Below are 21,689 nucleotides of genomic sequence, written 5' to 3'. Positions count from 1 at the left end.
ACGAGTGGCCGTCCTCGTCCGTCAGCCGGGCGCCCTGCGCCCGGTCGAACACCGCGGGCCAGCTGCGGCAGTAGCTCCGTACTTCCGATTCGAGGGTTTCGAAGACACTCAGGGCATGCGGGGTGGTCGTCCTCATGACGCGCTCCTAGTGCTGCGAGTAGCCGAGTGCTGGGCTCCGAGCGACAGGATGGGGGGCTGGGCCAGCGGCCCGATGCGGTACAGGTGTTCGGACTCGTGCGCATCGGGGAAGAGTCGTGCGGGAAACAGCAGCTCACGTTCCAGTTGCGCCCCGTGCCGCTCGGCGAACGAGAGGAACAGCCGGTGTGACGCCTCGTTCTCCGCACTGATCGTCGTCTCCAGGTGCTCGAGAACGCCCTGGGACCTCAGGCGGGCGGCGAGGTGATCCAGCATGGCGCCGGCGAGGCCACGACCGCGCCGGTCCCGGTCCACGGCGATCTGCCAGATGACGAGCGTGCCGGGCAGTTCGGGGCGGATGTATCCCGTCGCGAAGGCGACGGCCTCGCCCCCTTCGCCGCGGGCGACCACGGAGGTCGCGGCGAAGTCACGGCACCACAGCACGTAGCTGTAGGAAGAATTCACGTCGAGCACACGGGAGTCGCGTGCGATACGCCACGCCGACGCCCCGTCCTCGACCGTGGGCTCTCCCATGCGTTCCGTCAGCCCCACCATGATTCCGCACCTCCGTCTCACCGCAGTGCACCAGGCAGGGAGTTTTCCCGCCGGAAGCGCGTGAATACCCTTCGGGTAATCACGTCGACCATCGAATTGTGCAGCCAATTCACCGCCGGGAAAGACGCCCTTCGAAATGCGGATTCAGGATAGCAGTCTGCGGACTCCCCGACACCGTCGATTTCGTTCCGCTTTCATGGACCCTGCCGGATCACACCAGGTAGACAGCCTTTCCAGGGCCCCGGGTACGGTCGGCATCCCATACCGAATACGCTGCTGAACGTAGTCCACCGTTTCGCTGCGGTGCGGCCGCCAATCGGGTGATACATCACTGTCGCACACCCGACCGCATCAGCATCCGGCCACCCCCGTGGCGACCACCGGAACACGGGAAGAAAAGCCACTTGGCACCCTTGATCAGAAACGCTCGGATTCAGCTTGATTTCGATAGGACCCCTGATGGAGAGCATCGACCGGCGAGCGCTTTTCCATTCACTCCTGAAGGCACTCCTGTCTGACATGAGCGCGGATATGTGTACCTCCGGCCGGCGGGAGCTTCGTGGTCAGGTGCCGAGGAGCCCGGTGCACCGTGGCGGCCCGAGGGCGGCCGCATCGTTGCGGTCGCTCCCGCCGTCGCCCCGCGGCGGCCCGGTCGCATGAGGAGTACACCGCCTGCCACGGAGTCGGTCGCGCCGGGCACTCCGCCGGCGAACTGCCGCACGGCCTGCACCGGGCGACGCGACGCCGCCTCCTCCGCAGGCCGAAGCGCACGAGAGCGCGGGCGGAGCCCCGCACGCGCCGGAGTCCGGTTTCGCCTCGCCCCGGCGACCCGGTCACGTGAACGAGGGACCGGCGCTTCCAGGCGGCCATGCGCAGCAAGTCCTCCACCGCATACGAATTGTTCCGATATGCGCTCTTCCGCGAGGCCCCTTAGCCTGCTCGTACTGCTGAGTAGTCGACGGCCGGCCCGGCCGGCGGAGGGCGAGCTTCCATGGCTGAGCGACGTGTGGGCTCCGGATTGCTGGGCGAACTGTCAGCCGAGTTCGCGGGCACGATGATCCTCATCCTCTTCGGGTGCGGTGTCGTGGCCCAGGTGGCGGCAGGCGGGGCCCTGACAGATCCGCCCGGCGGTCTCGGGGACCACGACAGCATCGCCTGGGCCTGGGGTCTCGGTGTCACTCTCGGGGTCTATGTGGCGGCACGGCTCAGTGGCGCCCATCTCAATCCCGCGGTGACGGTCGCCCTCGCCGCGTTCAAGGGGTTCCCGTGGAGCAAGGTGGCCCCGTACGCCCTTGCCCAGACGGCCGGGGCGTTCGTGGCCGCGCTCCTCGTGCGCTGGAACTACAGCGAGGCGCTGGCGAAGGCCGACCCCGGACACACCGTCAAGACGCAGACGGTGTTCTCCACGCTCCCCGCCAACGGCAATCCCGCTCTGCCGGTTCACGAATGGGGCGCCTTCCGCGACCAGGTCATCGGCACCGCCATCCTCCTGCTGCTGATCATGGCCGTCACCGACGTGCTGAACACTCCGCCTGGCGCGAATCTGGCCCCGTTCGTCATCGGCCTGATCGTCGTCGCCATCGGAATGGCATGGGGAACCAACGCGGGCTACGCGATCAACCCGGCTCGTGACCTCGGCCCCCGGCTGGCGAGCTTCATCACCGGGTACGGCGGAGCATGGCGGGACCAGTACGGGAACCTGTACTTCTGGGTGCCCATCGTGGGCCCACTGGTCGGCGGACTGCTCGGCGCGGGTCTGTACAAGGGGCTCGTCGGCCGGTTCCTGCCGTCCGCGGAACCCGAACCGCCGGGGCGGGTCCCGGCGACCGATGACTGACGGCACCGGCCGGAGAGGTGACACATCATGGCGGACTTCATCGGCGCGGTGGATCAGGGAACCACGAGTACCCGATTCATGGTTTTCGACCACGGCGGCAACGAAGTCGCCAAGCACCAGCTGGAGCATGCCCAGATCCTCCCTCGCTCCGGCTGGGTGGAACACGACCCGGTGGAGATCTGGGAGCGCACCAACTCGGTGATGCAGAACGCCCTCCGGTACGGCGGCCTGTCGCCGGAAGACCTGGCGGCGATCGGAATCACCAACCAGCGTGAGACCACGGTGGTCTGGGACCCGCGCAACGGGCGGCCCTACTACAACGCGATCGTCTGGCAGGACACCCGGACGGACACCATCGCGGCGAACCTCGAACGCACGGGCCGCGGTGATGTCATCCGCCACAAGGCCGGACTGCCGCCGGCCACCTACTTCTCCGCCGGCAAGATCCAGTGGATTCTGGAGAACGTCGACGGTGTGCGGGAAGCAGCGGAGAGGGGCCACGCCCTCTTCGGCAACACGGACGCCTGGGTCCTGTGGAACCTGACCGGCGGCCCCGACGGCGGCATCCACGCCACCGACGTGACCAATGCGAGCCGCACCATGCTGATGGACCTGGAGACCCTCGACTGGGACGACGAACTCCTGGGCTTCTTCGGCGTCCCCCGGGCGATGCTGCCCGTCATCAACCCCTCGTCGCACCCGGATGCCTTCGGCGCGACACGGACCTCCCGGCCGTTGCGCACCGCCGTTCCCATCGGCGGAGTCCTCGGCGACCAGCAGGCCGCCACGGTCGGGCAGGTCTGCTTCTCACCCGGCGAGGCCAAGAACACCTACGGCACGGGCAACTTCCTGCTGCTCAACACCGGCACGGAGCTGGTCCGCTCCCAGCACGGTCTCCTCACCACCGTGGCGTACCGGTTCGGCGACGACCCCGTCGTCTACGCGCTGGAAGGATCCATCGCGGTGACCGGATCCGCGGTGCAGTGGCTGCGCGACCAGATGAAGATCATCAAGACGGCGGCCGAGAGCGAAGATCTCGCCCGTACCGTCCAGGACAACGGTGGCATGTACTTCGTCCCCGCCTTCTCGGGCCTGTTCGCCCCTTACTGGCGGTCCGACGCCCGAGGAGCGATCGTCGGCCTGGCCAGGTACAACGACAACGCCCACCTGGCACGGGCCACCCTGGAAGCCATCTGCTACCAGAGCCGCGATGTGGTCGAAGCCATGGAACAGGACTCCGGCGTCCACCTCGACGTCCTCAAGGTCGACGGTGGTGTCACCGCGAACGACCTCTGCATGCAGATCCAGGCCGACGTCCTCGGCGTCTCCGTCAGCCGCCCCGTCGTCGCGGAGACGACTGCGCTCGGCGCCGCCTACGCGGCGGGTCTGGCAACGGGCTTCTGGCGGAGCACCGACGAGCTGCGGACGCACTGGGACGAGTCGAAACGCTGGTCCCCCCAGTGGTCCGACGAACAACGCGCGGCCGGTTACGCGGACTGGAAGAGAGCCGTGGAGCGCACCCTCGACTGGGTGAACGTCCCCTGATCACTGCTGGATCCCGGTGAACGGCCCGGCCCGGGGCCGGGCTCCGCCCCAGGATCAGCCCACCAGATCCGGCGCGCGCAGCATCTCGGGCGGGATGCCCCAGGCGTCGACGAGGGGAACCGCGAGGGGCCGGACCTTACGGCAGAGCTCGTTCACCTCTCGGCTGATCGCCTTGGAGCGCTGGACGGTCAGCCGGCCGTGCTCCATGAACCAGGCCCGGTCCGCCTCGATCGTCGACAGGGCGAAGAGGTCGCACAGCAGGCCCAGCGCGACTTTGTTGCCGCTCTCGGGCAGCGCACGCACCCTGTCGACGAACGCCTCCAGCACCAGCCGCTCCATATGCGCGTGGGCAACCGCGATGACGTGGTCCTGCACCTGCGAGAAGACGGCACCGGGATCGCGCTTCTGGTCGATCCCGCGCTTGAGCCGGCGGGCCACGCCGGCAAGCATGTGCTCCTCACGGTACCGGAGCATGGCGAGCTGGTATTCCGAGTCGAGCAGGCCGGCTTCCTGGTCCCACTCGTCGCCACCGGGCAGCAGGTCGCGTACCCGCTCCAGCAGTTTGTGGGCCGATGTCTTCTCGATGACCGTCTCGACGGCGAGGCCGGTGACGTAGCGGACCATGCCGAGCTGGTCCAGGTCCTCGAACTCGTTCGCGTAATGGGTGAGCAGGCCCTTGGCGACGAGCTGCAGCAGGACGTGGTTGTCGCCCTCGAAGGTGGTGAAGATGTCGCTGTCGCCCTTGAGGGCGGCGAACCGGTTGACGGTGAGGTAGCCGGCACCGCCGCACGCCTCCCGGCACTCCTGGACGACCCGGGTGGCGTGCCAGGTGGCGAGCGCCTTGGTGCCGGCGGCCCGTGCTTCCAGCCGGCGCCGTGCGGGGGCGTCGTCCTCGACGCCGGAGAAGGCTTCGTGCAGGTGCGTGCGCACGACGTCCTGCGCGAAGTGCAGCGCGTACGTGCGCGCGATGAGCGGCAGGAGCCGCCGCTGATGCAGACCGTAGTCGAGGAGCAGTTGCTCCTCCGTCTCCGGGGCCGCTTCGAACTGCCGGCGCCGTACGGCGTACTTCGTGGCGATCGCGAGGGCTACCTTGGCGGCGTTGACCCCGGCGCCGCCGACGCTGACCCGGCCCTGCACCAGCGTGCCGAGCATGGTGAAGAAGCGCCGGTCGGGGTTCTCGATCGAGCTCTCGTAGACGCCTTCGGCGGTGACGTCGGCGAACCGGTTGAGCAGCGCCTCGCGCGGCACCCGCACACCGTCGAACCAGATGCGCCCGTTGTCCACACCGTTGAGACCCATCTTGCGGCCGTCGTCCTCGATCCGGACGCCGGGCGCCACCTCACCGCCGACCCGGATCGGCACGACGAACGCGTGCACCCCCTCGGACTTCCCGCCCACCTCCAGCTGGGCGAAGACGACCGCCAGCTCGGCATGGCGGGCCGCGTTGCCGATGTAGTCCTTGCGCGACTGATCGCCCTGGGTGGTGATGACGAACTCCTGGCCGGCGGCGTCATACTTCGCGCGGGTGCCGAGTGCCTGGACGTTGGAGCCGTGCCCGGTCTCGGTCATCGCGAAGCATCCCATCAGCTGCCCGGTGATCAGGTCCGGCAGATAGGCGTCGTGATGGCGCTCGGTGCCCAGATGCAGGATCGCGCCGCCGAAGAGCCCGAACTGCACGCCGACCTTCACCAGCACCGACAGGTCACCGAAGGCAAGCGTCTCGAACGCGGCGATCGAGGCCCCGATGTCGCCGCCCCCGCCGTACTTGCCAGGGAAACCCATTCCGGTCTGCCCCGTCGCGGCCATCTCGACCACGAGCTCACGCACCCGTTCGCGGAACGCGTCGATGCCGAGCTCGTCGGCGTCCTCGAGGACGGAGGCATGCGTCACCAGGTTCGTCCGGACGAGGTCGCGGATCTCGGCGTACTCGCCGTCGAGCACCTCGGTCAGTGCCCGGACGTCGACCTCGGGCTGCACGTAACCGCTCGCAGCAGTAGATGTGTTGTCAGTAGCCATGCTGTTGCGCTACCCCGCCCGGGGACGATCAAGCGGTCGACCGGGGCTTTCGGGGCCGTACGGGGGAACGCGGCATGGCCACCGAGTGCGCGCGTCCGACAGCTGGTGCGAACAGGGCGCCGCGACCGTCGGCTTCCGCACCGAGGCGGCCTCTCGAGGGGACCGCCCGAGGAGACGGAGGAGTGGGCACGCGCGGTACCGACGTCGCTCGACACGGTCTTCGGGCGGGTTCCGTCCAACAGCGGCAGGACGAGCCCGAGCACGTCGACGACGACCTGAGCCGTGCCGGGACCCGCTGTGTCGCGCCGCAGCAGGTCTGTCCCCGCCGGGGCCTCCAGCCGCCTCGTGCAAGCTCAGCGGCGTGGCAGCGGCGGGCCTCGAGGGTTTGCACCATACGGGGCGGACGCAGGGCTGACCGGGCGTGTGCGGAAGCGGTCTCTGCCCCACAGAGCTATGCATGGAAGGCGGTGCCCTGCGACTCGGCGGACTACATGAATCGCGGCTACGAGGGTGCTCGGCCCATCCGCCTCATCAAGGAGTTCTCGTGACCTTCAATCCGCTCGAACAGCGTGGTATCCCGCTGGACCGCCAGGTGCGCAATTGGCGTGAACTGAACGTCAAGCCGATCGACCCGGACCGCTGCGACCCCTACACCCGGTGCCGGATCATCACGATGAACGGCATCGAGGTCGAAGCGATCCTGTTCAGCCACCAGCTGGCACGTCACTGTCCGGACCCCGAGATCAAGCGGCAGCTGGCCAGCACCCGCTACATCGAGGCGCAGCAGCAGAAGGTGGTCAACTGGCTCCTGCCGGGAGTGTCGTCGGTGCTGGAGACGACGATCGCCTACGAGCAGGTCGCGGTGGACCTCACGGCCTGGGTCGCGCGCATGGAACCGGACCCGTACCTGAAGCAGGCGTACCAGTTCGGTGTGCTGGAGGACTTCGACCACCTGTACCGGTACGCGAACCTGTACGAGATGATCGAGCACCGCAAGGCGGAGTCGATCGTGGACGGGCTGACCGAGGTCATGCCCGGACGGCCGACCAAGTACCACCACCGCCACCCGGTGGACAACGTCCGCGACCCGTACGCGAAGGACGGGACGAACCCGCTGTCCAAGCTCCACGCGCTGACGATCATGTCGACGGAGCAGCAGACGATGAACTTCTACATGAACACCGGCCCCACCTACATGGAGCCGATCGCCCGCCAGCTCTACCAGGAGATCGGTCTCATCGAGGAGGAGCACGTCACCCACTACGAGTCCCTGGTCGACCCGGGCGAGACGTGGTGGGAGCAGCTGGTCAACCACGAGTACAACGAATGCTACCTCTACCACTCCTTCATGGAGCAGGAGAGCGATGCCAGGGTGAAGGCGGTCTGGGAGCTGCACCTGAACATGGAGCTCGAGCACCTCCGCATCGCCTGCGACCTCATGCGGCGCCACGACGGCCGCGACCCGGAGTCCGTGCTCGCTCCCGAGCTGCCCGACGTGCTCACCTTCGAACCGAACAAGGCGTATCTGCGGGAGCTGCTGGAGACCCAGATGGATCTGACGACCCTGGGTGCCGGATACGTGCGCGAGGCACATGAGCGGTTCGAGGCGCTGCAGGAGCAGATCCACGGCGGTGAGGAGCCGCCGAGCGAGCGGGTCATCGCTGAGCACGACGCCATGTTCGGCCGTGAGTACCGCGTGCAGTCCGAAGGCGAGCACCCCGACCCCGCCATGCGCGAGAAGTGAGCCCCGGCATGTCCGAACTCCAGACCCCGCACGCTGGTGACGACCGGTCCCAGGACGCCGACGTCGTGGCGCTGCTGATGCGCCAGCACGGCGACATCCGCAACCTTTTCGACGAGGTCGAGGCCGCCTCCGGCGGGGAACGCCGCGAGGCGTTCCGCCGCCTGGTGCGCCTCCTCGCCGTCCACGAGACCGCGGAGGAGGAAGTCGTCCATCCCTTCGCCCGACGCGGCTTCCCGGGCGGCGAGCAGGTCGTCGAGGACCGACTCGCCGAGGAGCGGGCCGCCAAGGAGACCCTGGCCACGCTCGACGGCCTCGACACCGACGACCCCACGTTCATGCCCCGCCTGGTGAAACTGCGCATGGACGTCCAGGAACACGCCCGCGCCGAGGAACGCTACGAGTTCACCCATATCCGCCGCAGCACCGATGTCACGAACCTCGCCGCGATGGCCAAGGCCGTCAAGGCCGCCGAAGCCATGGCCCCGACCCGGCCCCACCCAGGAGTCGAGTCCGGCGGCGCCAACATGGTTCTCGGCCCGGTAGCCGCGCTGATGGACCGCACCAGGGACGCCGTCCGCAAGGCAATGGGCAAGGACGGCTGACCATTCTGCCGGCCCGGTCGCGAGGCCGGGCCGGCAGGAGCACCGCAGTGAGGGACGTGCGGTGGTCGACAGGGCTCCGACAGGAGTTCCGGACCGACGGAGAACAACGCCGGCCCAGGCGGACGAGGGCGTACCCGGCCGGTTCGGCCACTCGCCGCGCTGACCGTGCCTTCGGGCGCGAAGGAAAAACCTCGTTCATGACCAGGGAGAAGGCAGGCCGGAGTCCATCGCGGACCAGACCGTGCAGGAACTCGGTGGCGTGGGAAGTGTTCTGGTGCGTCAGCGGCGCGATCATGGTGAGATCGGTCGCTTGAATGGGGCTCCACGAGTCCGGCGACGGGTCATCGGCCCAGCGGCAGGGCCGGCTCAGAAGTATCGTCCAGCTCACGTTCAGCCATGTCTTCGCCGAGGAAGTCGTGCTCTGGCCTGTGCTTCGCCGTCTGTCTTCCGACGGGCACGAACTCTTCCGGCTACGGACTGATTCACATGCGTTTCTCCTTGCGGTCCAGCACGGCCCGCACGAGCATCGAGGCCGCCGCCAGAGCGAGCAGAACTGTCCCTGCGACGACGTCGAAGACCTGAGCTCCGTCGAAAACCGCGGTGTTCTGCAGGCCGAGCAGCCAGGGCGAAGCGACCAGCCAGGCTCCGCTCAGGAAGATCACCCGGTCCGACCACTTGCCGGCATGCCCGCTGAGCCGGGCCAACGCCACCAGCAGTACGAGCATCGCGATGCCGACCTCGCTGCGGTGGATGTCTTTGGCCGCATCCGGGGATTCACTGACGATCCACGGCGCGACGCATAGAGCGATGCCCGCGAGAAACATCAGGCCACTGATGATCTGCTCGCGCCAGCCGTGAAGCAGCACAATCCGGTTGGCCGACCGGGAAGGTAGTGATGCCGCGTTGTGGGCCATGGGTAGGCCTCCTCACACATGGGCAGCGGAGAACTACAGCATCTCTCATTATCGGGTTTTCAGCCCGGTCGGGCGATGCGGCAATTGTGGGCATATGCTTTGGTCCCAGAGGCTCGTAAGAGCCTGCGGGGTGAAGGGCGCGAAGCCGTCGCAGGACGCGCCGACGGGCAACGCCACGGCCATGCACCGGTGGCGCAGCAGATGGCGAGCGTTGTGGGCGGCGCGCTCTCCCTGGGGCTACGGCCACTCCTTCGAGCGGGTCACTGCCTGCCCGCCCCTGCGGTGAGGGCGGGCAGGAGCAAGGCGCGGAGGTGAACGACGCTGCGCACATCGAACCTCCCCTGGTACGCCTCGTACGCCCCGTTCGTGGGCAGAAGGCGAAGACGCGGAAGAGGAAGAACATTCCGAGGACGAGGAAGGGCCTGACGGTCCCACCGCACCACGACCTCTGCAGGGATGGGAAGGATGGCCACCAAGAAAACGCTGCGGGCGGCCGCTGCGTGGCGCGTGACATCACGGTCCGCGGAGCCGGCCGGCGGCGACCGCTTCATGCGTTCGGGAGACGTCATCGGGCACGAGTTCACCGGCTGTGGCCGGTGCTGGTACTGCACCCACGCCCAGTGGTCCCTGTGCGACAACACCCACACCGGTCCAGGAACCGGGCAGGCCCTCTTCGGCGCCGGCACGGCCGCGCCGTTCGTGTCGGATTCCGTGCCGACGGGCTGGATGGGTGCGGACCTGGCGGGTGTGGAACCCGGTGACGTCGTCGCTGTCCAGGGCTGCGGAGCGGTCGGCCAGAGGGCGGCCCGCGCCGTGATCCTGCTCGGCGCTGAACGCGTGATCCCCATCGACCGGGTCCCCGAACGGCTGGAGATGACCGCACGTCACGTCGGTGGTGAAGGCATCGGTTCCGCCAGCACCGACGTCGGGGCCGAACTACGTGAACGAACCGGCGGCCGGGGCCCGGACGTGTGCATCGAAGCGGTGGGCACGGGAGCGCACAGCGACAGCCCGCTGCACCTCTACGAACAGGTCGAACAGCAGCTACGGCTTCAGACGGACCGTCCGGCCGCAGTCCGGCAGGCCATACACGCCTGCCGGAAGGGCGGCACGGTCTTCATCCTGGGAGTGTTCGCCGGCGCGGTGGACAGGTTGCCCCTCGGAGCAGTGATCAACAAAGGGCTGGCTGACCGTACGGGGCGCCCAGCAGCACGGCCGGCGCTACATCCCGATGCTGCTGGAACGCATGGCGGCCGGACAGCTGAGTACGTCCCGTCCGGCGGCGCACACCGTTGCACTGGACGAGGCTCCTACGGCGTACGACATGTTCACACACAAGTCCGACGGCTGCGTCCGTGCCGTCATCCGACCGGACGGCTGAGCCGTGGCGCTGCGACTGTTGCACGGCTGCCGGGTCGATGAGGAGGCGGTCGTGTGCTCCGGGACCCAGGAGCGGCAGACGCGGCCCCTCCCCCACGACGAGGCGTGACGTCCCGTCGTGCATGCGAGTCAGAATCAGAACGAACCGATGGAGAACACCGCTGTGGATCACGAGGCAAGCAAGGAAGACACCCGACTGCACAGGGTCGGCAAAGCGTTCCGGCGGGTGAACAGGGCCTATTCGCCGCACGAGGAACGGCGTCTCGGCGGGCATCTCGGGGCCGTCGTCGCATTCGGCGTGTACACGGCTGCCTGGGCCGCGGTGATCGCCACGCGGAGGACGAGGCTCCCGGAGCGGCACGACCCGCAGGACATCCTGCTGACGGCGACCGCCGTGTTCCGTCTGAGCCGCCTGCTCAGCAAGGGGTCCGTCACGGGCCCGCTCCGGGCGCCGTTCACACGCTACGAGTCCGCGACAGGTCCTGCTGAAGTGAGCGAGAGCCCCCGTGGGGGCGGCATCAGGTCGACCGCGGGTGAACTGGTCACCTGTCCGTTCTGTATGAGTGTCTGGCTGACAACGACCTTCGCCGGGGCTCAGCTGTTGTGGCCGCGAGCCACACGGACCGTGACGGGCGGTCTGACCGCTCTGGCGGTGGCCGACACCATGCAGTTGGGCTACGACTGCCTGCTGCAGAAGAACGCGGAGTGAGGCGGATGCCGTACGCGGGATTACGGACAGGGACGGCCGGCCGGGCAGCCGGTTCGCTCGCCGCTGTCGCGTCGCCCCGTCAGAAGGGCGGCTCGGCGAGTCTCCCTTCCCGTGATCCCGCGTACGCAGCGACGCGCAGGGACCGCAGGCGGTCGACGGGGTGAAAGCCCGGCAGTGAGTTGCGGTAGGGGTCGAACGCCGTTCCGCCCGGGCGTCGCGGGGACGGGTCCGGGCCCTGGAGGGTGAGACGGCCCAGGGGCAGCCAGGCCGCGGCCATGCCGACACAGAGCACGAACTCCACCGGTCGCCGGGTTACGGCTGCTCCCACCGTCGCGGGGTCGGCGGGGAGCCGTGGAGTTCCCGGCACGGGGAAAACGGCCGGTACTCCTCGGCGCCCGCCGACCACGTAGGACACGAGAGCGGAGTACGGGCCGCTCGTGGCCGACGTGCGAGGGAGCGGTACGTGGCGGGTCCACCGGCCACGGCCGCTGCTCGTCAGGAGGAGTTCCAGGCAGCGTCCGGGCCCGTCGGCGTCTTCCACCCGCAGCGCGAGGCCCATGCCGTCGGGCAGCGGACGCGGCAGTCCGGCAGCGCGGGACCAGCGTGCCGTCACGGCGTAGGAGCCCGGGGCATCGAGCCACGGAACCCCCCAGGAGGTCTCGTGACCGGGTACGACAAGACGCCCCGCGACGATCACCCCGGAGGGGTGCAGGGCCGGTCGGTGGCCGCGGCGACGGGCGACGGTCCGCGCCACTCGGTAGGCGCGGCGTTCGAGGAGGTTCATCCAGCTGTCCGTTCCATTGCAAGAGGCGATGAATGCGGTTCCGCCCGTTCGCGGGAGGTGAGGGTGCGGGCATCGGCGTGGGCCGGGGGCGCGGCCGAATGCCGCGGTTCGTGGGCTCGCCGGCGTGCGAGAGGGCAGACGTACCGGTGGTCAGAAACAGAACGTACCGGAAGGCATTCTCATGAACCCACCGGCCCATCTGCGCCCCGACCCGCTGGAGCGGCCTGAACCACGCAGGTCCATGGCGGTGTGCGGAGTGATCGGGGCGGCGGTCATGGCCGCCGTCGACGAGATCGTCTTCCACCAGATCCTGGGGTGGCACCACTTCTACGACCGCTCCACCAGTCGGGTGGGCCTGCTGTCGGACGGATTGCTGCACACAGGTGAACTGCTGGCCCTGGTCGCCGGATTCTTCCTCTATGCGGATCTTCGCCGCCGGGGCACTCTGGCCCCGGCCCACGCGTGGGCCGGCCTCTTCCTGGGGCTGGGAGCCTTTCAGCTCTTCGACGGCATCGTCGACCACAAGCTGCTGCGCCTGCACCAGGTCCGCTACGGGGTGGACGTCGCCCCGTACGACTGGGCCTGGAACCTCGCCGGCGTGGCTCTGCTCCTGACCGGCCTTCTCCTGACCCGCCGCGCGGCACGCCTCGGCCGGGCAGGACAGACGACGTGATACTCGCTCACATCCACCCCGGCACGGCCGCAGGACCTGGCCCGTGGGAGATCGCATCCGCGGTGGGCGCGCTCCTGGCGGTTGTCGCCTACGGGCTGGCCGCAGGCCGTCTGTGGCGCAGGGGGGACGCCTGGCCCTGGTGGCGACCGGTGTTCTTCACCACCGGATGCGGCTCGGTGGCCTGGGCCGGGACGGGCCCGCTGCCCGGCGGGCCGTTCACCGCCCACATGGCCGAGCACCTGATCCTGGGTATGGCGGCTCCGCTGCTGCTCGTCCTGGCCCGCCCCCTCACGCTGGCCCTGCGCGCCTCGCCACCCGGTGCCGTCCGCCGCGGCCTCCTGTCCCTCGCACATTCCCGCCCCGCCCGCTTGCTGGTCCACCCGCTCCTGGCGGCTCTGCTCGATGCCGCGGGACTGTGGCTGCTGTACCGCACCGGGTTGTACGCGCACACGCACCACCGCCCGCTGCTGCACGCGGTGGTGCATGCACACGTCCTGACCGCCGGGCTGCTCTTCACCTTCGCCGTCTGCCAGGTCGACCCGGTGCGCCGCCGCCGGCGGCCGGCCTTGCGCGGGACGGCCCTGCTGGCCGTCGGCGTCGCGCACGCCGTGCTCGCCAAGACCCTATACGCGGCACCGCCGCCCGGCACCGCCCCCACCACTGCCGACCTGCGTACCGGCGCCCAAGTGATGTACTACGGCGGTGACCTGGTGGAAGTCGCGCTCGGGGCCGTACTCGCCGCCTCCTGGTACCGGGCCACCGGACGCGCCTGGGCGCGCCGTCGCCGGCACCGGCCGGAACCGCTCCCCGGACAGTGACGGGAGTCCTGGCCGTGCTGAAGACGCGGTGACCGCGACGGAGGCCGTGAGGGCCTGGTGGACAGGCTCACACCTCTCCATGGCCTTCCCTGGCCGGTGACGGGAACGACGCCGGCCACGGGGCCGCCCACGGTTTCCGGACCACTGGACAGGCGGGCCGGCTTCTCGGCCGGTCGCCGCACGCGACGCACTGCGACGCCTCCGAGGAGGCGCTGCGCCCAGGCCCCCGGCCGGTCCCGGCAACCTTTTCCGTACCTGCTGCCACTGAACTCCGACGATTCCTCGACGAACTCGCAGAGAAGGTCGGATGAGCGCTACAGCCATGGTCAGCGGTACCAGCCGCAGAAGCTTCCTCCTCGGCGCCGCGGGCGCCTTCGGCGCCGGCGCCGCGGGTGCCCTGGGCACTGCCCGCACCGCCTCCGCCGCCGGCTCCTCCGCAGCCGCCGGGAGGGGTGCGGCGGCGGCCGCCACCGTGTACATCGCGAGCGACTCCACCGCGCAGACGTACAGTTCGGGCTACTACCCGCAGGCCGGGTGGGGGCAGAAGCTCTCCTCGTACTTCACCTCGGACATCACCGTTGCCAACCGTGCCATCGGCGGGCGTAGTTCACGGTCGTTCGTCCAGCAGGGACGGCTGGCCGCGATCCACGGCCTGATCAGGCCCGGGGACTACCTCTTCGTACAGTTCGGGCACAACGACGCGACCGTCAGCAATGCCGAGCGGTACACGCCTCCTGCCGACTACAAGGAGTACCTGCGCAACGACTACATCCGCGCGACCCGGGCCCTGGGCGCTACACCGGTCGTGGTGACGCCGGTGTCACGGCGCTCCTACAACGTGTCCACCGGGAAGTTCAACGTCTCGTTCCCCGCGTATGTGGACGCCGCGAAGGCGGTGGCGCAGGAGGAGGGGGCGGCGCTGGTCGATCTCTCGGCGGCCAGCCGGGCCTACCTCGACGGGGTCGGGGTGGAGGCGTCCAAGGGAATCTTCCTGTGGCTGGAGGCCGGACGGTACCCGAACTTCCCCGGCGGCGCCCAGGACGACACCCACTTCCAGGAGCGGGGCGCCATCGAGATGGCCCGCCTCGTCTCCCGGGCCGTGGCGCGGCTGGGACTGCCGCTCTCGGGTGAGGTGGTGCCCGCGGCCGCCGGCTGAAGCGCCTCCGGCACCGGTCCGGTGAGGCCCGCAGGGGCACCGGACCGGCGAGGACGCGCGGGCGGAGCACACACGGTTCGGCTGTTCGGGTCACGGGGGTGACAACGGCCGTCGGAAACCCGGACACCGCTGCGGTGTTTGCGCGTGCTGCTACCGGTCACCCGAGAGGTGTTCCTGACTCCGAGCAGAGCAAGGTGTGAATGACATGGCTGCCGATGAGAAGACCCAGGCGAAGACCGAGCAGGCCAAGGGCAAGGCCAAGGAGGCCGCGGGCCGCGCGGTCGGGAACGAACGCCTCACGGCCGAAGGCCGGGCCGACCAGACCAAGGGCGACGCCCGCCAGGCCAAGGAGAAGGCGAAGGACGCCTTCAAGCACTGACTCCTGCGGGAGCGCGAAGCTCTCCACGTGAGGTGTGTGGCCCGGCCCTGCCGGGCCACACACATGCCGGGCGACACGGGCGTGAGGCGTACGCCGGGCCGGCTCCGGGGCGCTTCCGTTTGGAGCTCAGCTGAGGTCCTCGCCGTGTCCGGGCTTCGGAGCGCCCGGTGGTACGAAGCAGGCGGTGACGGTCTTGCCCGACGCCTGCGGATGTGTGGCCCAGCCGTCGGAGAGCGCGTCGACGATGGCCAGCCCGCGCCCTCCGGTCGTCGTGGGATCTTCGGGCTGCTTGGCGGGGGGCAGAGGGTCGGAGTCGTGGACACTCACGTGCAGGCAGTGGCTGTCCCAGGTGAGGATCAGCTGGGCGTCGCTGTGCGCGTGCACGTGCGCGTTGGTGATCAGCTCGGAAACACTGAGCAATATCGCGTCCACCGTCTCGGGGGCGTCCTCGGCCCACTCCAGGGACGCCAGGTGCTCCCGCGTCCACCGGCGGCCGGCCCGCACCCCTTGCGAGACCGGAAACGACTGTGCCCATCCCACCGCGCGCAGCGACGTGTCCTTCGTCATCACCCCTCCCTCGTTCGGCTTTCCTCACCCTCCTACCCCCGCCTTCGGGGTGCACCCCCGCACCCCGGTGCCCAGTCCGGCCGGCGTCCCGAAGCCGGAGCGGAAACGGGGCCTGCCCGTGGACCGTCCGGGCACATGCACCTCGCCCCCTTCGAGAGGAACACTCCGTGCCCGGCACAGCCGCGGCCGTCCTGTTCGTCATCGCCTTCCTGGTCAACGCAGCAGACATCACGACCAACGACGTCTCCTCCTGCGTGAACGTGATGCCCCTGGGCCTGGCACTTCTCGCCCTGCACGTCGCGGGGATCGGAGCCGGCCGCCCCTCCCGCGGACGCTGACGGCATCGGCGTGACCCGGTGCGGGCGACCGCTCACCCGAGCTTCCTCCCCCGCACCACGCGGAGCGGTCCCGGCCACGAACCGATTCGGGGTCAGGACCGTTCTGTCCGAATCGTCCCGGTGTCCGACGGAGTCATCGAAGACCCGGAAGGATGCCGTTCATGGCGGCTCCCCGTAAGTCCCCTGATGAACGGCTTGGGCCGACGGCACGGCGGGCTGCCGGAACCCGCGAGGCCCGGCCGGGCCGGTGCGGTCAAGTGGATCGCCGGGCGTCCGGACACGCAGCACGTCCTCACCGGCGGTGGACGCTGACGGCGTACCCACCGCCGTCGTAAGGGTCGGCCTCCCAGGTGGCGAAGCGGTCGACGAGGGTGAGGCCGGCCGCGGCGCAGCAGTCGTCGTACTCCGGCAGCGTGAGGCCGGGCGGCACGGGCAGGTGGGCTTCGTCCAGACCGAAACCGGCGGCCAGCAGGCCGCCCGGGCGCAGGGCCGCGGACAGGCGCTCGACCACCGCGGCCTCGGTTCCGGGGGCCAGCAACGGGAAGATATTGCCCGCGGCGACGACGAGATCGAAGTCCGCTGCGATGCCGAGCAGGGCCGGCTCGAACCCGGCCAGATCGAGCTGGAACCACGGCAGTTCCGGTGCCTGCTTCCGCGCCACTGCCAGCATCGACGCGTCAAGATCCACCCCGACGCAGTCGTACCCGAGCTCCGCGAGCCGGATCATGACCCGCCCGGTCCCGCATCCGGCGTCCAGCACCCGCGCTCCGGCGGGCACGAGAGCCGCACAGAACCGCGCCTCACCGTGTACGTCCTCGCCACTACGGGCCAGGGCCGCGAATCGTGCGGCGTAGTCCTCCCCGGACGTTTTCCCGGTCCACTCCGTCCAGCGGTTCATGGGGCCAACTATAGGGCGCCCGGGTGGTGGCGGTTTCCCTGTCGGGCGGACATCTGGGCGGCGGCGCGGTGAGCGATTCGCGTGGAGCCACAGAGGTGGCGCCTCCGGGTCACCCCGAGGCCAGCTGCTCCGCTATCTCCTTGATCCAGTCGGCGCTCTTCGCCGGGTCGTCAAGGGTCTCGGCCCACGCTTCCGGCTCCAGCTCGTGCTTGGCGGGGCCGCATTTGAGAGCGACGAGCAAGGCCCTGGCGGACTCCCGCATCTCGTCCGTCGTGCTGCCGCTGCCGGAGACGCCGGGACCCGCCGCCAGGGCGTAGATCTCGCGCGCCATGGCCTGGCGTTCGCCCTTCGACACCTTCTTCCAGAACTTCAGGGCATGCTTCAGCGACTCCTTGCGGGACGCGGCCTCCGCCGGGGTCTCGCCCTCAGGTGCCCAGCGCTCGGGGTGGTGGACCTCTTCGTAGCGCTTCGTGGCGGCGCGGAGCGCCTTGTACGCGGTGACGCCGAGGACGAGGCCGGCCCCGGCCCCGGCGAGGCCCCATCCGACCGGGTTGCTCGCCAGCCCGGCTGTTCCCGCCGCGACCGCCGTCACGACGCCGGCCGCGGCCTTGGTGGACTCGCCCCCGGCGCCGACCGTCTCCTTGCCCATCTTGGCGAGCTGCTTCTTCTTCGCGTACTCCTGCACCATGCGCAGTTTTTCCACGTCTCTTTCGGCGCGCCGGAGGCTCTCGGCGGCGTCACGGGCTTCCCCCATCGCCTCCCAGGCGGCGTCGATGGCCTCGGAAACGAGCTCCAGCCGTCCCTGGCCCTCATGGTTCCAGTAGGCGTCCAGCGCGACGTAAGCCTCCGCTGCGGCCCAGTCGGCCTGCTCCCGCGACTCGTTCAGCCGGGCCAGTGACCCCGCATGGACGAGGTGGGGATCTCCCAGCTTCTTGACCTGCTTGTACTTGCGGGCCGCTCCCCCGACGCGGAGGGCGGAACGCATGCCCTTGATCGCTCCGACGGAAGCACTGGCGACACCGCTCGCCTCGGACGCCACCGCGGCGTCCGCCGCCTTCTGGATCTTGGTCACCTCCTTGGCGATGGCGGCGCTGTAGCTTCCCGAACCGGCGGCGCCGACGACCGTGTCGACCCCCTTGGTCTTGGCCTTCTTCTTCGCCGTGTGGTGGGCGGCCCCGGTCTCGTGCTTCTTGGCGTCCTTCATGTTCTTGTACGCGTCCATGCCACTGACCGCGGTTCCGGCGGCCTCCGTGAGGAGGTTCCCCGCCGCTGCGGAGGTTCCCGAGGCGGCGGCGGAGTGCTTGAGGCCCTCGTTGGCCGCGACGGCGGCCTGTTGGGTGACGGCCGCGTTGGTGGGGGTCTGGAAGCCCTTGATGAAGGTGTCGATGGGCTCGAGATTCTTCTTGAACCTGTCGAGGAGCCCCGCGATCCGGTCACGATAGTTCTTCTTCTCCGCTCCGGCGGACGCGTCGCCGTTCTCCGCCGCCCTCCCTCTCGGGGCGTCCCGGGCGCGCTGTACCGCCTCGGCCGTGGCCCGGTTGCCGGCGCGGGACTGCATGCCGAGGAAGGGGGGCTCCGTCGAACGTGCGGACGCACTCCCGGTCCTGCTCCCTCCCCGGGGCTGCCGGGCCGACGTCAGGACGGCTGCGGACTGCCGTGTCGAGGTGCGGTGGATCGGGGGGCTCATGGATGTACCTCTCCTGCGCCGGACCGGGCGAGGCGAAGGTAGCCAGGTCCGGCCAACAGAAGGGGGGCGGCGGGGAAAATCCTCACGGATGCCGTGGGACGCGTGGGGGTGGGTCCACTGGGCCGTCGCAGCACCCGATCGTGGGGTGTCGCGTGGAGACCACCGGGCTTCCTTGCGCGAGGTGGGGCCCCGGTTCCAGGCTTGGGGCACCGACGGACGAGGTATGCGCGGATACCACGATCGCCGCCTTCGCGGTCCGTCCGCAGAGTGAAGGCGCCCGCACCGGGCCGGCCCGCGGCGTCGTAGTCGTAGTCGTCGATGGTTTGATCGCCCCGCCCCCACGACTTCAAAGACTCGTCCTCCCGCAGCCCACGGGTGCCGCCCTCACGGGAGGACGGGCAGCGGAGTGGGTACCGGCCCGGAAGACGTCGGCAGGTCCGCCCGGCGCCGGCACAGGCCGGCCCCATCGGTGCCCCCGGCGCGACGCCTGACCCGAGCAGTTCAAGACGGCTCTCGCGGACATCGAGGACGCCCTCGAATCCCGGGGGACGGGCCCGCCGGTTCACGCTTCCCCCCGCGGGGCCGGCCTCGGCGCGCCGTGCCGGCAGGACGCGTGCGGGGTCCGCGTAGCGCATCACGCTCTTCTTCATCGAGCCCGAGGACCTCGGCAGCGAGGAAGAACCCCTGGCCACGGGGAGAGGGACTCAGCTGGGCCCAGGGGAACTCACGCGACGGTGCACAAGCACGATACGGCCGGTCAGGCTTGATCTGCGGCGCGCAGGGCCCGTGCCATCCACTCCAGCTCCTCGGACGCGTCGGGCGACGAGTACTGCCCGCGCACACGGGCGACGAGCCTGCGGTAGTGCTCCGCTCCCGCCTCGATCCCGGCCTCCAGGTTGCGCAGCACGGCGGCCCGGTCGGTGTCGCCGAACAGCTCGGACAGCACCTCGGCCGCCTCCGGCCCTTCGGGGGCGACCCCGCGTTCTCTGACCTCCGCGACGGTATGCACGGCATGCCTGGCCCACCAGATGGACGCTCCGGAGGGACGGCCCTGTCCCGGTGCGGGCGTGTTGAGCTCCAGCCATGTGCGCAACCGTGCGCGGAAAGCGGGATCCCGCACCAGCTCGGCCAGCTCGATCCAGGCGTCGACCTGCTCAGGTGTGGGATCGTCGGGCAGTTCGATGCTGTAGGTACGCATGCGGTCGCGCAGGCGCGGGTCGGCGTCGAGACCGCCGAACACCTCCTCCTTGAACTCGTCGATGATCTGCGTGCGCTCGGCGGCGGAAAGCCGCGCCAACCGGTTCATCAGTGTTGTCTCCTCAACGGTCGAACCCCGTTTCGCCACGGTGGACAGGACGGCCCGGCTCACCTTGAGCGAGCGGATCTGCGCGTCGAGTGCGGTCACATGCGCGTCGGCGACCTCGGCGACCGTGCTGCGGCCGCTCAGGACGCGGCCCACGTCATCGAGCCCGAGGCCCAGTTCCCGCAGGGTGCGGACCAGCTCGACACGGGCCACGGACTCGGCGTCGTACAGCCGGTAGCCGCCCGCGGAGCGGGCCACGGGCGGCACCGCTCCCTCATCCGACCAGAAGCGCAGGGTACGCACCGGAAGTCCCGTGCGATGCGCGAGCCGGCCGATGGTGAGCATGTCGGGGCGTTCGTCTTCCATGAGCAGGATCCTGGACCCTCCAGCCGCTGGAGACTCAAGCGCCTCGGTGCGGCATCCGTGAGTTCTCCGGAGCACGGCCGAGTTCCCTCACCACCGCCGGCGCGGACAGCATGCGCCTCCTCGCCTTCGGCCGGACCGCGGAACGATCGGATCGGATCGGACGGGAAAGTTTCAAGGGCTCCGAAGTCACGTCACCGATCCGGCCGATCACGCGAACGAGAGGGGCCCCGGGCCAGGGACCCAGGGCCCCGGAAAGAACGACGGGCCCCGCGGGCTGTCGCACAGATCGAGCTGCACGACCCGCTCCAGGCTCAGCCCCCCACCCGAACACCGGACTGCGACAGACCCGCTCACGACCTGCGTCAAACACATGATCACCGGCTTGGCGCCACCGCCATGGCCCGGGGTTGCAGGACTCGCCACACACTCCCGCCACGGCCGCTCGGCCCTGCGGACGCGAGGGCGGGCCGGGGCACCGGGCCGCCTCGTGCGGCCTGCGCACCGGATTCCCGCCTCGGGTTCGGGCGGGCGGCGGTCGATGTGTCCGCGTCGGCAGTGCGTCGGGGGCTGCGCAGACCTGGCCGGGCCGGGGACGGGTGCTGTCGCGTCCTGTCAGGTCGGCGATGCGGCGTTTTCACTCCACCGCGGTGCGACGGGCGTAGGCGCGGGCAGCGCGGGCGCGGTCACCGCAGCGGGTGGAGCACCACTGGCGGCGGCCATGCCTGAGCAGGAAGCGGTTGCAGGGAGGGGAGGCGCAGGCGGTCAGGCGGACGGCGTCGGGAGCGGTGAGCAGGTCGGCGGCATCGGCGGCGATGGCCGCCAGGGCGTGCTCGACGATCGCGGTGGTGGGGTGGGGTGCGGCCCGGTAGGGGCCGGTCTTCTCGTCCCACAGCAACAGGGAAGCGGTCGGGACGCGGGTCATCGCGTCGTTGACCGCCGTGACGGCGGCGGGCAGGGCGGGCTGCCCGGCGATACGGGAGGCCAGTAGCGACCTGACCTGTTCGCGCAACGAGCGCAACTGCGTCGCGCACACCTCCTCCAAGCCGGCGTCGGCCGGGGCGAGGCCGCGCCGGGCCAGCCACTGCTCGGCCCGTGCCGGGGTGCCCAGGAGGTCGGCCGTGTGCCCGCCGGGCAGTGCGACGGCGCTGTTGGCCAAGGCCAGGGCGGGGTGCTCCGCCTCCCCCGGCGCCGGCAGGAGGACGGTTTCTTCCCTCACGAACTCTTCCACGCTCCTCATGGTACGGGTTGCGTTCATCCGTGAGACACACATACAGTCGACTCAC

20 protein-coding genes and 1 pseudogene are annotated in these 21,689 nt (G+C 69.9%); 11 read left to right on the top strand and 10 right to left on the bottom strand.

The annotated features are described in order from the left end of the window. Both ACF1FZ_RS25980 and ectA read right to left on the bottom strand, forming a co-directional pair. Nucleotides 1-136, bottom strand: a pseudogene (locus ACF1FZ_RS25980) (diaminobutyrate--2-oxoglutarate transaminase); the annotation flags it as partial. Then, nucleotides 133-690 carry a diaminobutyrate acetyltransferase gene (gene ectA, locus ACF1FZ_RS25975; RefSeq protein ID WP_391775811.1) on the bottom strand — a complete coding sequence of 186 codons (558 nt, stop codon included), beginning with the start codon at nt 688-690 and terminating at the stop codon, nt 133-135. The gene ectA and the pseudogene ACF1FZ_RS25980, both read right to left, overlap by 4 nt. A gap of 991 nt (nt 691-1,681) precedes the next feature. On the opposite strand from ectA, the gene ACF1FZ_RS25970 reads away from it, so the two are divergent. Beyond that, entirely contained in the window at nt 1,682-2,527 is an 846-nt protein-coding gene (locus ACF1FZ_RS25970; RefSeq protein ID WP_391775810.1) for an MIP/aquaporin family protein, read from the top strand. A 27-nt stretch (nt 2,528-2,554) separates the two neighbouring features. After that, nucleotides 2,555-4,072 (top strand): glycerol kinase GlpK, encoded by a 1,518-nt coding sequence (glpK, locus tag ACF1FZ_RS25965; protein WP_391775809.1) that lies wholly within the window; start codon nt 2,555-2,557, stop codon nt 4,070-4,072. Nucleotides 4,073-4,126: 54 nt separating this feature from the next. Here glpK and ACF1FZ_RS25960 read toward each other — a convergent pair whose 3' ends face one another. Beyond that, nucleotides 4,127-6,088, bottom strand: a complete 1,962-nt coding sequence (locus ACF1FZ_RS25960) for an acyl-CoA dehydrogenase (RefSeq protein WP_391775808.1) — start codon at nt 6,086-6,088, stop codon at nt 4,127-4,129. 544 nt (nt 6,089-6,632) lie between these two features. On the opposite strand from ACF1FZ_RS25960, the gene ACF1FZ_RS25955 reads away from it, so the two are divergent. Further along, nucleotides 6,633-7,832 carry a hypothetical protein gene (locus ACF1FZ_RS25955; RefSeq protein ID WP_391775807.1) on the top strand — a complete coding sequence of 400 codons (1,200 nt, stop codon included), beginning with the start codon at nt 6,633-6,635 and terminating at the stop codon, nt 7,830-7,832. A gap of 8 nt (nt 7,833-7,840) precedes the next feature. Next, entirely contained in the window at nt 7,841-8,434 is a 594-nt protein-coding gene (locus ACF1FZ_RS25950) for a hemerythrin domain-containing protein (protein ID WP_391775806.1), read from the top strand. A gap of 482 nt (nt 8,435-8,916) precedes the next feature. Here the strand turns inward: ACF1FZ_RS25950 and ACF1FZ_RS25945 are convergent, their stop codons facing one another. Then, nucleotides 8,917-9,348: an SPW repeat protein gene (locus tag ACF1FZ_RS25945; protein WP_391775805.1), complete on the bottom strand. Its 432-nt coding sequence runs from the start codon at nt 9,346-9,348 to the stop codon at nt 8,917-8,919. 465 nt (nt 9,349-9,813) lie between these two features. On the opposite strand from ACF1FZ_RS25945, the gene ACF1FZ_RS25940 reads away from it, so the two are divergent. Both ACF1FZ_RS25940 and ACF1FZ_RS25935 read left to right on the top strand, forming a co-directional pair. Beyond that, the gene (locus ACF1FZ_RS25940) at nt 9,814-10,770 is read left to right on the top strand and encodes a zinc-binding dehydrogenase (protein ID WP_391775804.1); all 957 of its coding nucleotides are present in this window, start codon (nt 9,814-9,816) and stop codon (nt 10,768-10,770) included. Between the two features lie 121 nt (nt 10,771-10,891). Next, nucleotides 10,892-11,437: a DUF1360 domain-containing protein gene (locus ACF1FZ_RS25935; protein WP_391775803.1), complete on the top strand. Its 546-nt coding sequence runs from the start codon at nt 10,892-10,894 to the stop codon at nt 11,435-11,437. A gap of 79 nt (nt 11,438-11,516) precedes the next feature. Here the strand turns inward: ACF1FZ_RS25935 and ACF1FZ_RS25930 are convergent, their stop codons facing one another. Further along, complete coding sequence (locus ACF1FZ_RS25930) at nt 11,517-12,221, bottom strand: phosphodiesterase (RefSeq protein WP_391775802.1); 705 nt, start codon at nt 12,219-12,221, stop codon at nt 11,517-11,519. A gap of 181 nt (nt 12,222-12,402) precedes the next feature. Here ACF1FZ_RS25930 and ACF1FZ_RS25925 point away from each other — a divergent pair, with 181 nt between their 5' ends. The 4 genes from ACF1FZ_RS25925 (at nt 12,403) to ACF1FZ_RS25910 (ending at nt 15,247) form a co-directional block, all read left to right on the top strand. Continuing rightward, nucleotides 12,403-12,894: a DUF2243 domain-containing protein gene (locus ACF1FZ_RS25925; RefSeq protein ID WP_391775801.1), complete on the top strand. Its 492-nt coding sequence runs from the start codon at nt 12,403-12,405 to the stop codon at nt 12,892-12,894. After that, nucleotides 12,891-13,712, top strand: a complete 822-nt coding sequence (locus ACF1FZ_RS25920; protein WP_391775800.1) for a cytochrome c oxidase assembly protein — start codon at nt 12,891-12,893, stop codon at nt 13,710-13,712. Before ACF1FZ_RS25925 ends, ACF1FZ_RS25920 begins: the two co-directional genes overlap by 4 nt. Nucleotides 13,713-14,019: 307 nt before the next feature. Next, a complete protein-coding gene (locus tag ACF1FZ_RS25915) occupies nt 14,020-14,868 on the top strand; it encodes a rhamnogalacturonan acetylesterase (RefSeq protein ID WP_391775799.1) in 849 nt (282 codons plus the stop codon). Between the two features lie 205 nt (nt 14,869-15,073). Beyond that, complete coding sequence (locus ACF1FZ_RS25910) at nt 15,074-15,247, top strand: CsbD family protein (RefSeq protein ID WP_391775798.1); 174 nt, start codon at nt 15,074-15,076, stop codon at nt 15,245-15,247. Between the two features lie 126 nt (nt 15,248-15,373). On the opposite strand, the gene ACF1FZ_RS25905 is transcribed toward ACF1FZ_RS25910, so the two are convergent. Continuing rightward, nucleotides 15,374-15,814 (bottom strand): ATP-binding protein, encoded by a 441-nt coding sequence (locus tag ACF1FZ_RS25905; protein ID WP_391775797.1) that lies wholly within the window; start codon nt 15,812-15,814, stop codon nt 15,374-15,376. A gap of 167 nt (nt 15,815-15,981) precedes the next feature. Between ACF1FZ_RS25905 and ACF1FZ_RS25900 the strand changes: the two genes are divergently transcribed. Continuing rightward, nucleotides 15,982-16,152 (top strand): hypothetical protein, encoded by a 171-nt coding sequence (locus ACF1FZ_RS25900; RefSeq protein WP_391775796.1) that lies wholly within the window; start codon nt 15,982-15,984, stop codon nt 16,150-16,152. A 292-nt stretch (nt 16,153-16,444) separates the two neighbouring features. Here the strand turns inward: ACF1FZ_RS25900 and ACF1FZ_RS25895 are convergent, their stop codons facing one another. The 4 genes from ACF1FZ_RS25895 to ACF1FZ_RS25880 all read right to left on the bottom strand — a co-directional run bounded on the left by ACF1FZ_RS25895 (nt 16,445) and on the right by ACF1FZ_RS25880 (nt 21,643). Beyond that, nucleotides 16,445-17,050, bottom strand: coding sequence for a class I SAM-dependent methyltransferase (locus ACF1FZ_RS25895; RefSeq protein WP_391775795.1), 606 nt, complete (start codon nt 17,048-17,050; stop codon nt 16,445-16,447). Nucleotides 17,051-17,159: 109 nt separating this feature from the next. Continuing rightward, nucleotides 17,160-18,737: a hypothetical protein gene (locus ACF1FZ_RS25890; RefSeq protein ID WP_391775794.1), complete on the bottom strand. Its 1,578-nt coding sequence runs from the start codon at nt 18,735-18,737 to the stop codon at nt 17,160-17,162. 757 nt (nt 18,738-19,494) lie between these two features. Next, nucleotides 19,495-20,406, bottom strand: coding sequence for a MerR family transcriptional regulator (locus ACF1FZ_RS25885; RefSeq protein ID WP_391775793.1), 912 nt, complete (start codon nt 20,404-20,406; stop codon nt 19,495-19,497). A 634-nt stretch (nt 20,407-21,040) separates the two neighbouring features. Beyond that, complete coding sequence (locus ACF1FZ_RS25880) at nt 21,041-21,643, bottom strand: CGNR zinc finger domain-containing protein (RefSeq protein WP_391775792.1); 603 nt, start codon at nt 21,641-21,643, stop codon at nt 21,041-21,043. Between the last annotated feature and the right edge of the window lie 46 nt (nt 21,644-21,689).

The organism is Streptomyces sp. NPDC014623 (assembly GCF_043088245.1).
In the GTDB taxonomy this organism is placed as follows: Bacteria; Actinomycetota; Actinomycetes; order Streptomycetales; family Streptomycetaceae; genus Streptomyces.
Note: the sequence above shows the minus strand (reverse complement) of the source record. Positions and strands in the feature narration are given on the sequence as shown.

What these genes read in the sequence shown, in the direction of transcription:
- ectA (WP_391775811.1), bottom strand. Translation starts at nt 690, where the DNA reads ATGGTGGGGCTGACGGAACGCATGGGAGAGCCCACGGTCGAGGACGGG.
- ACF1FZ_RS25970 (WP_391775810.1), top strand. Translation starts at nt 1,682, where the DNA reads ATGGCTGAGCGACGTGTGGGCTCCGGATTGCTGGGCGAACTGTCAGCC.
- glpK (WP_391775809.1), top strand. Translation starts at nt 2,555, where the DNA reads ATGGCGGACTTCATCGGCGCGGTGGATCAGGGAACCACGAGTACCCGA.
- ACF1FZ_RS25960 (WP_391775808.1), bottom strand. Translation starts at nt 6,088, where the DNA reads ATGGCTACTGACAACACATCTACTGCTGCGAGCGGTTACGTGCAGCCC.
- ACF1FZ_RS25950 (WP_391775806.1), top strand. Translation starts at nt 7,841, where the DNA reads ATGTCCGAACTCCAGACCCCGCACGCTGGTGACGACCGGTCCCAGGAC.
- ACF1FZ_RS25945 (WP_391775805.1), bottom strand. Translation starts at nt 9,348, where the DNA reads ATGGCCCACAACGCGGCATCACTACCTTCCCGGTCGGCCAACCGGATT.
- ACF1FZ_RS25940 (WP_391775804.1), top strand. Translation starts at nt 9,814, where the DNA reads ATGGCCACCAAGAAAACGCTGCGGGCGGCCGCTGCGTGGCGCGTGACA.
- ACF1FZ_RS25930 (WP_391775802.1), bottom strand. Translation starts at nt 12,221, where the DNA reads ATGAACCTCCTCGAACGCCGCGCCTACCGAGTGGCGCGGACCGTCGCC.
- ACF1FZ_RS25925 (WP_391775801.1), top strand. Translation starts at nt 12,403, where the DNA reads ATGAACCCACCGGCCCATCTGCGCCCCGACCCGCTGGAGCGGCCTGAA.
- ACF1FZ_RS25915 (WP_391775799.1), top strand. Translation starts at nt 14,020, where the DNA reads ATGAGCGCTACAGCCATGGTCAGCGGTACCAGCCGCAGAAGCTTCCTC.
- ACF1FZ_RS25910 (WP_391775798.1), top strand. Translation starts at nt 15,074, where the DNA reads ATGGCTGCCGATGAGAAGACCCAGGCGAAGACCGAGCAGGCCAAGGGC.
- ACF1FZ_RS25905 (WP_391775797.1), bottom strand. Translation starts at nt 15,814, where the DNA reads ATGACGAAGGACACGTCGCTGCGCGCGGTGGGATGGGCACAGTCGTTT.
- ACF1FZ_RS25895 (WP_391775795.1), bottom strand. Translation starts at nt 17,050, where the DNA reads ATGAACCGCTGGACGGAGTGGACCGGGAAAACGTCCGGGGAGGACTAC.
- ACF1FZ_RS25890 (WP_391775794.1), bottom strand. Translation starts at nt 18,737, where the DNA reads ATGAGCCCCCCGATCCACCGCACCTCGACACGGCAGTCCGCAGCCGTC.
- ACF1FZ_RS25885 (WP_391775793.1), bottom strand. Translation starts at nt 20,406, where the DNA reads ATGGAAGACGAACGCCCCGACATGCTCACCATCGGCCGGCTCGCGCAT.
- ACF1FZ_RS25880 (WP_391775792.1), bottom strand. Translation starts at nt 21,643, where the DNA reads ATGAGGAGCGTGGAAGAGTTCGTGAGGGAAGAAACCGTCCTCCTGCCG.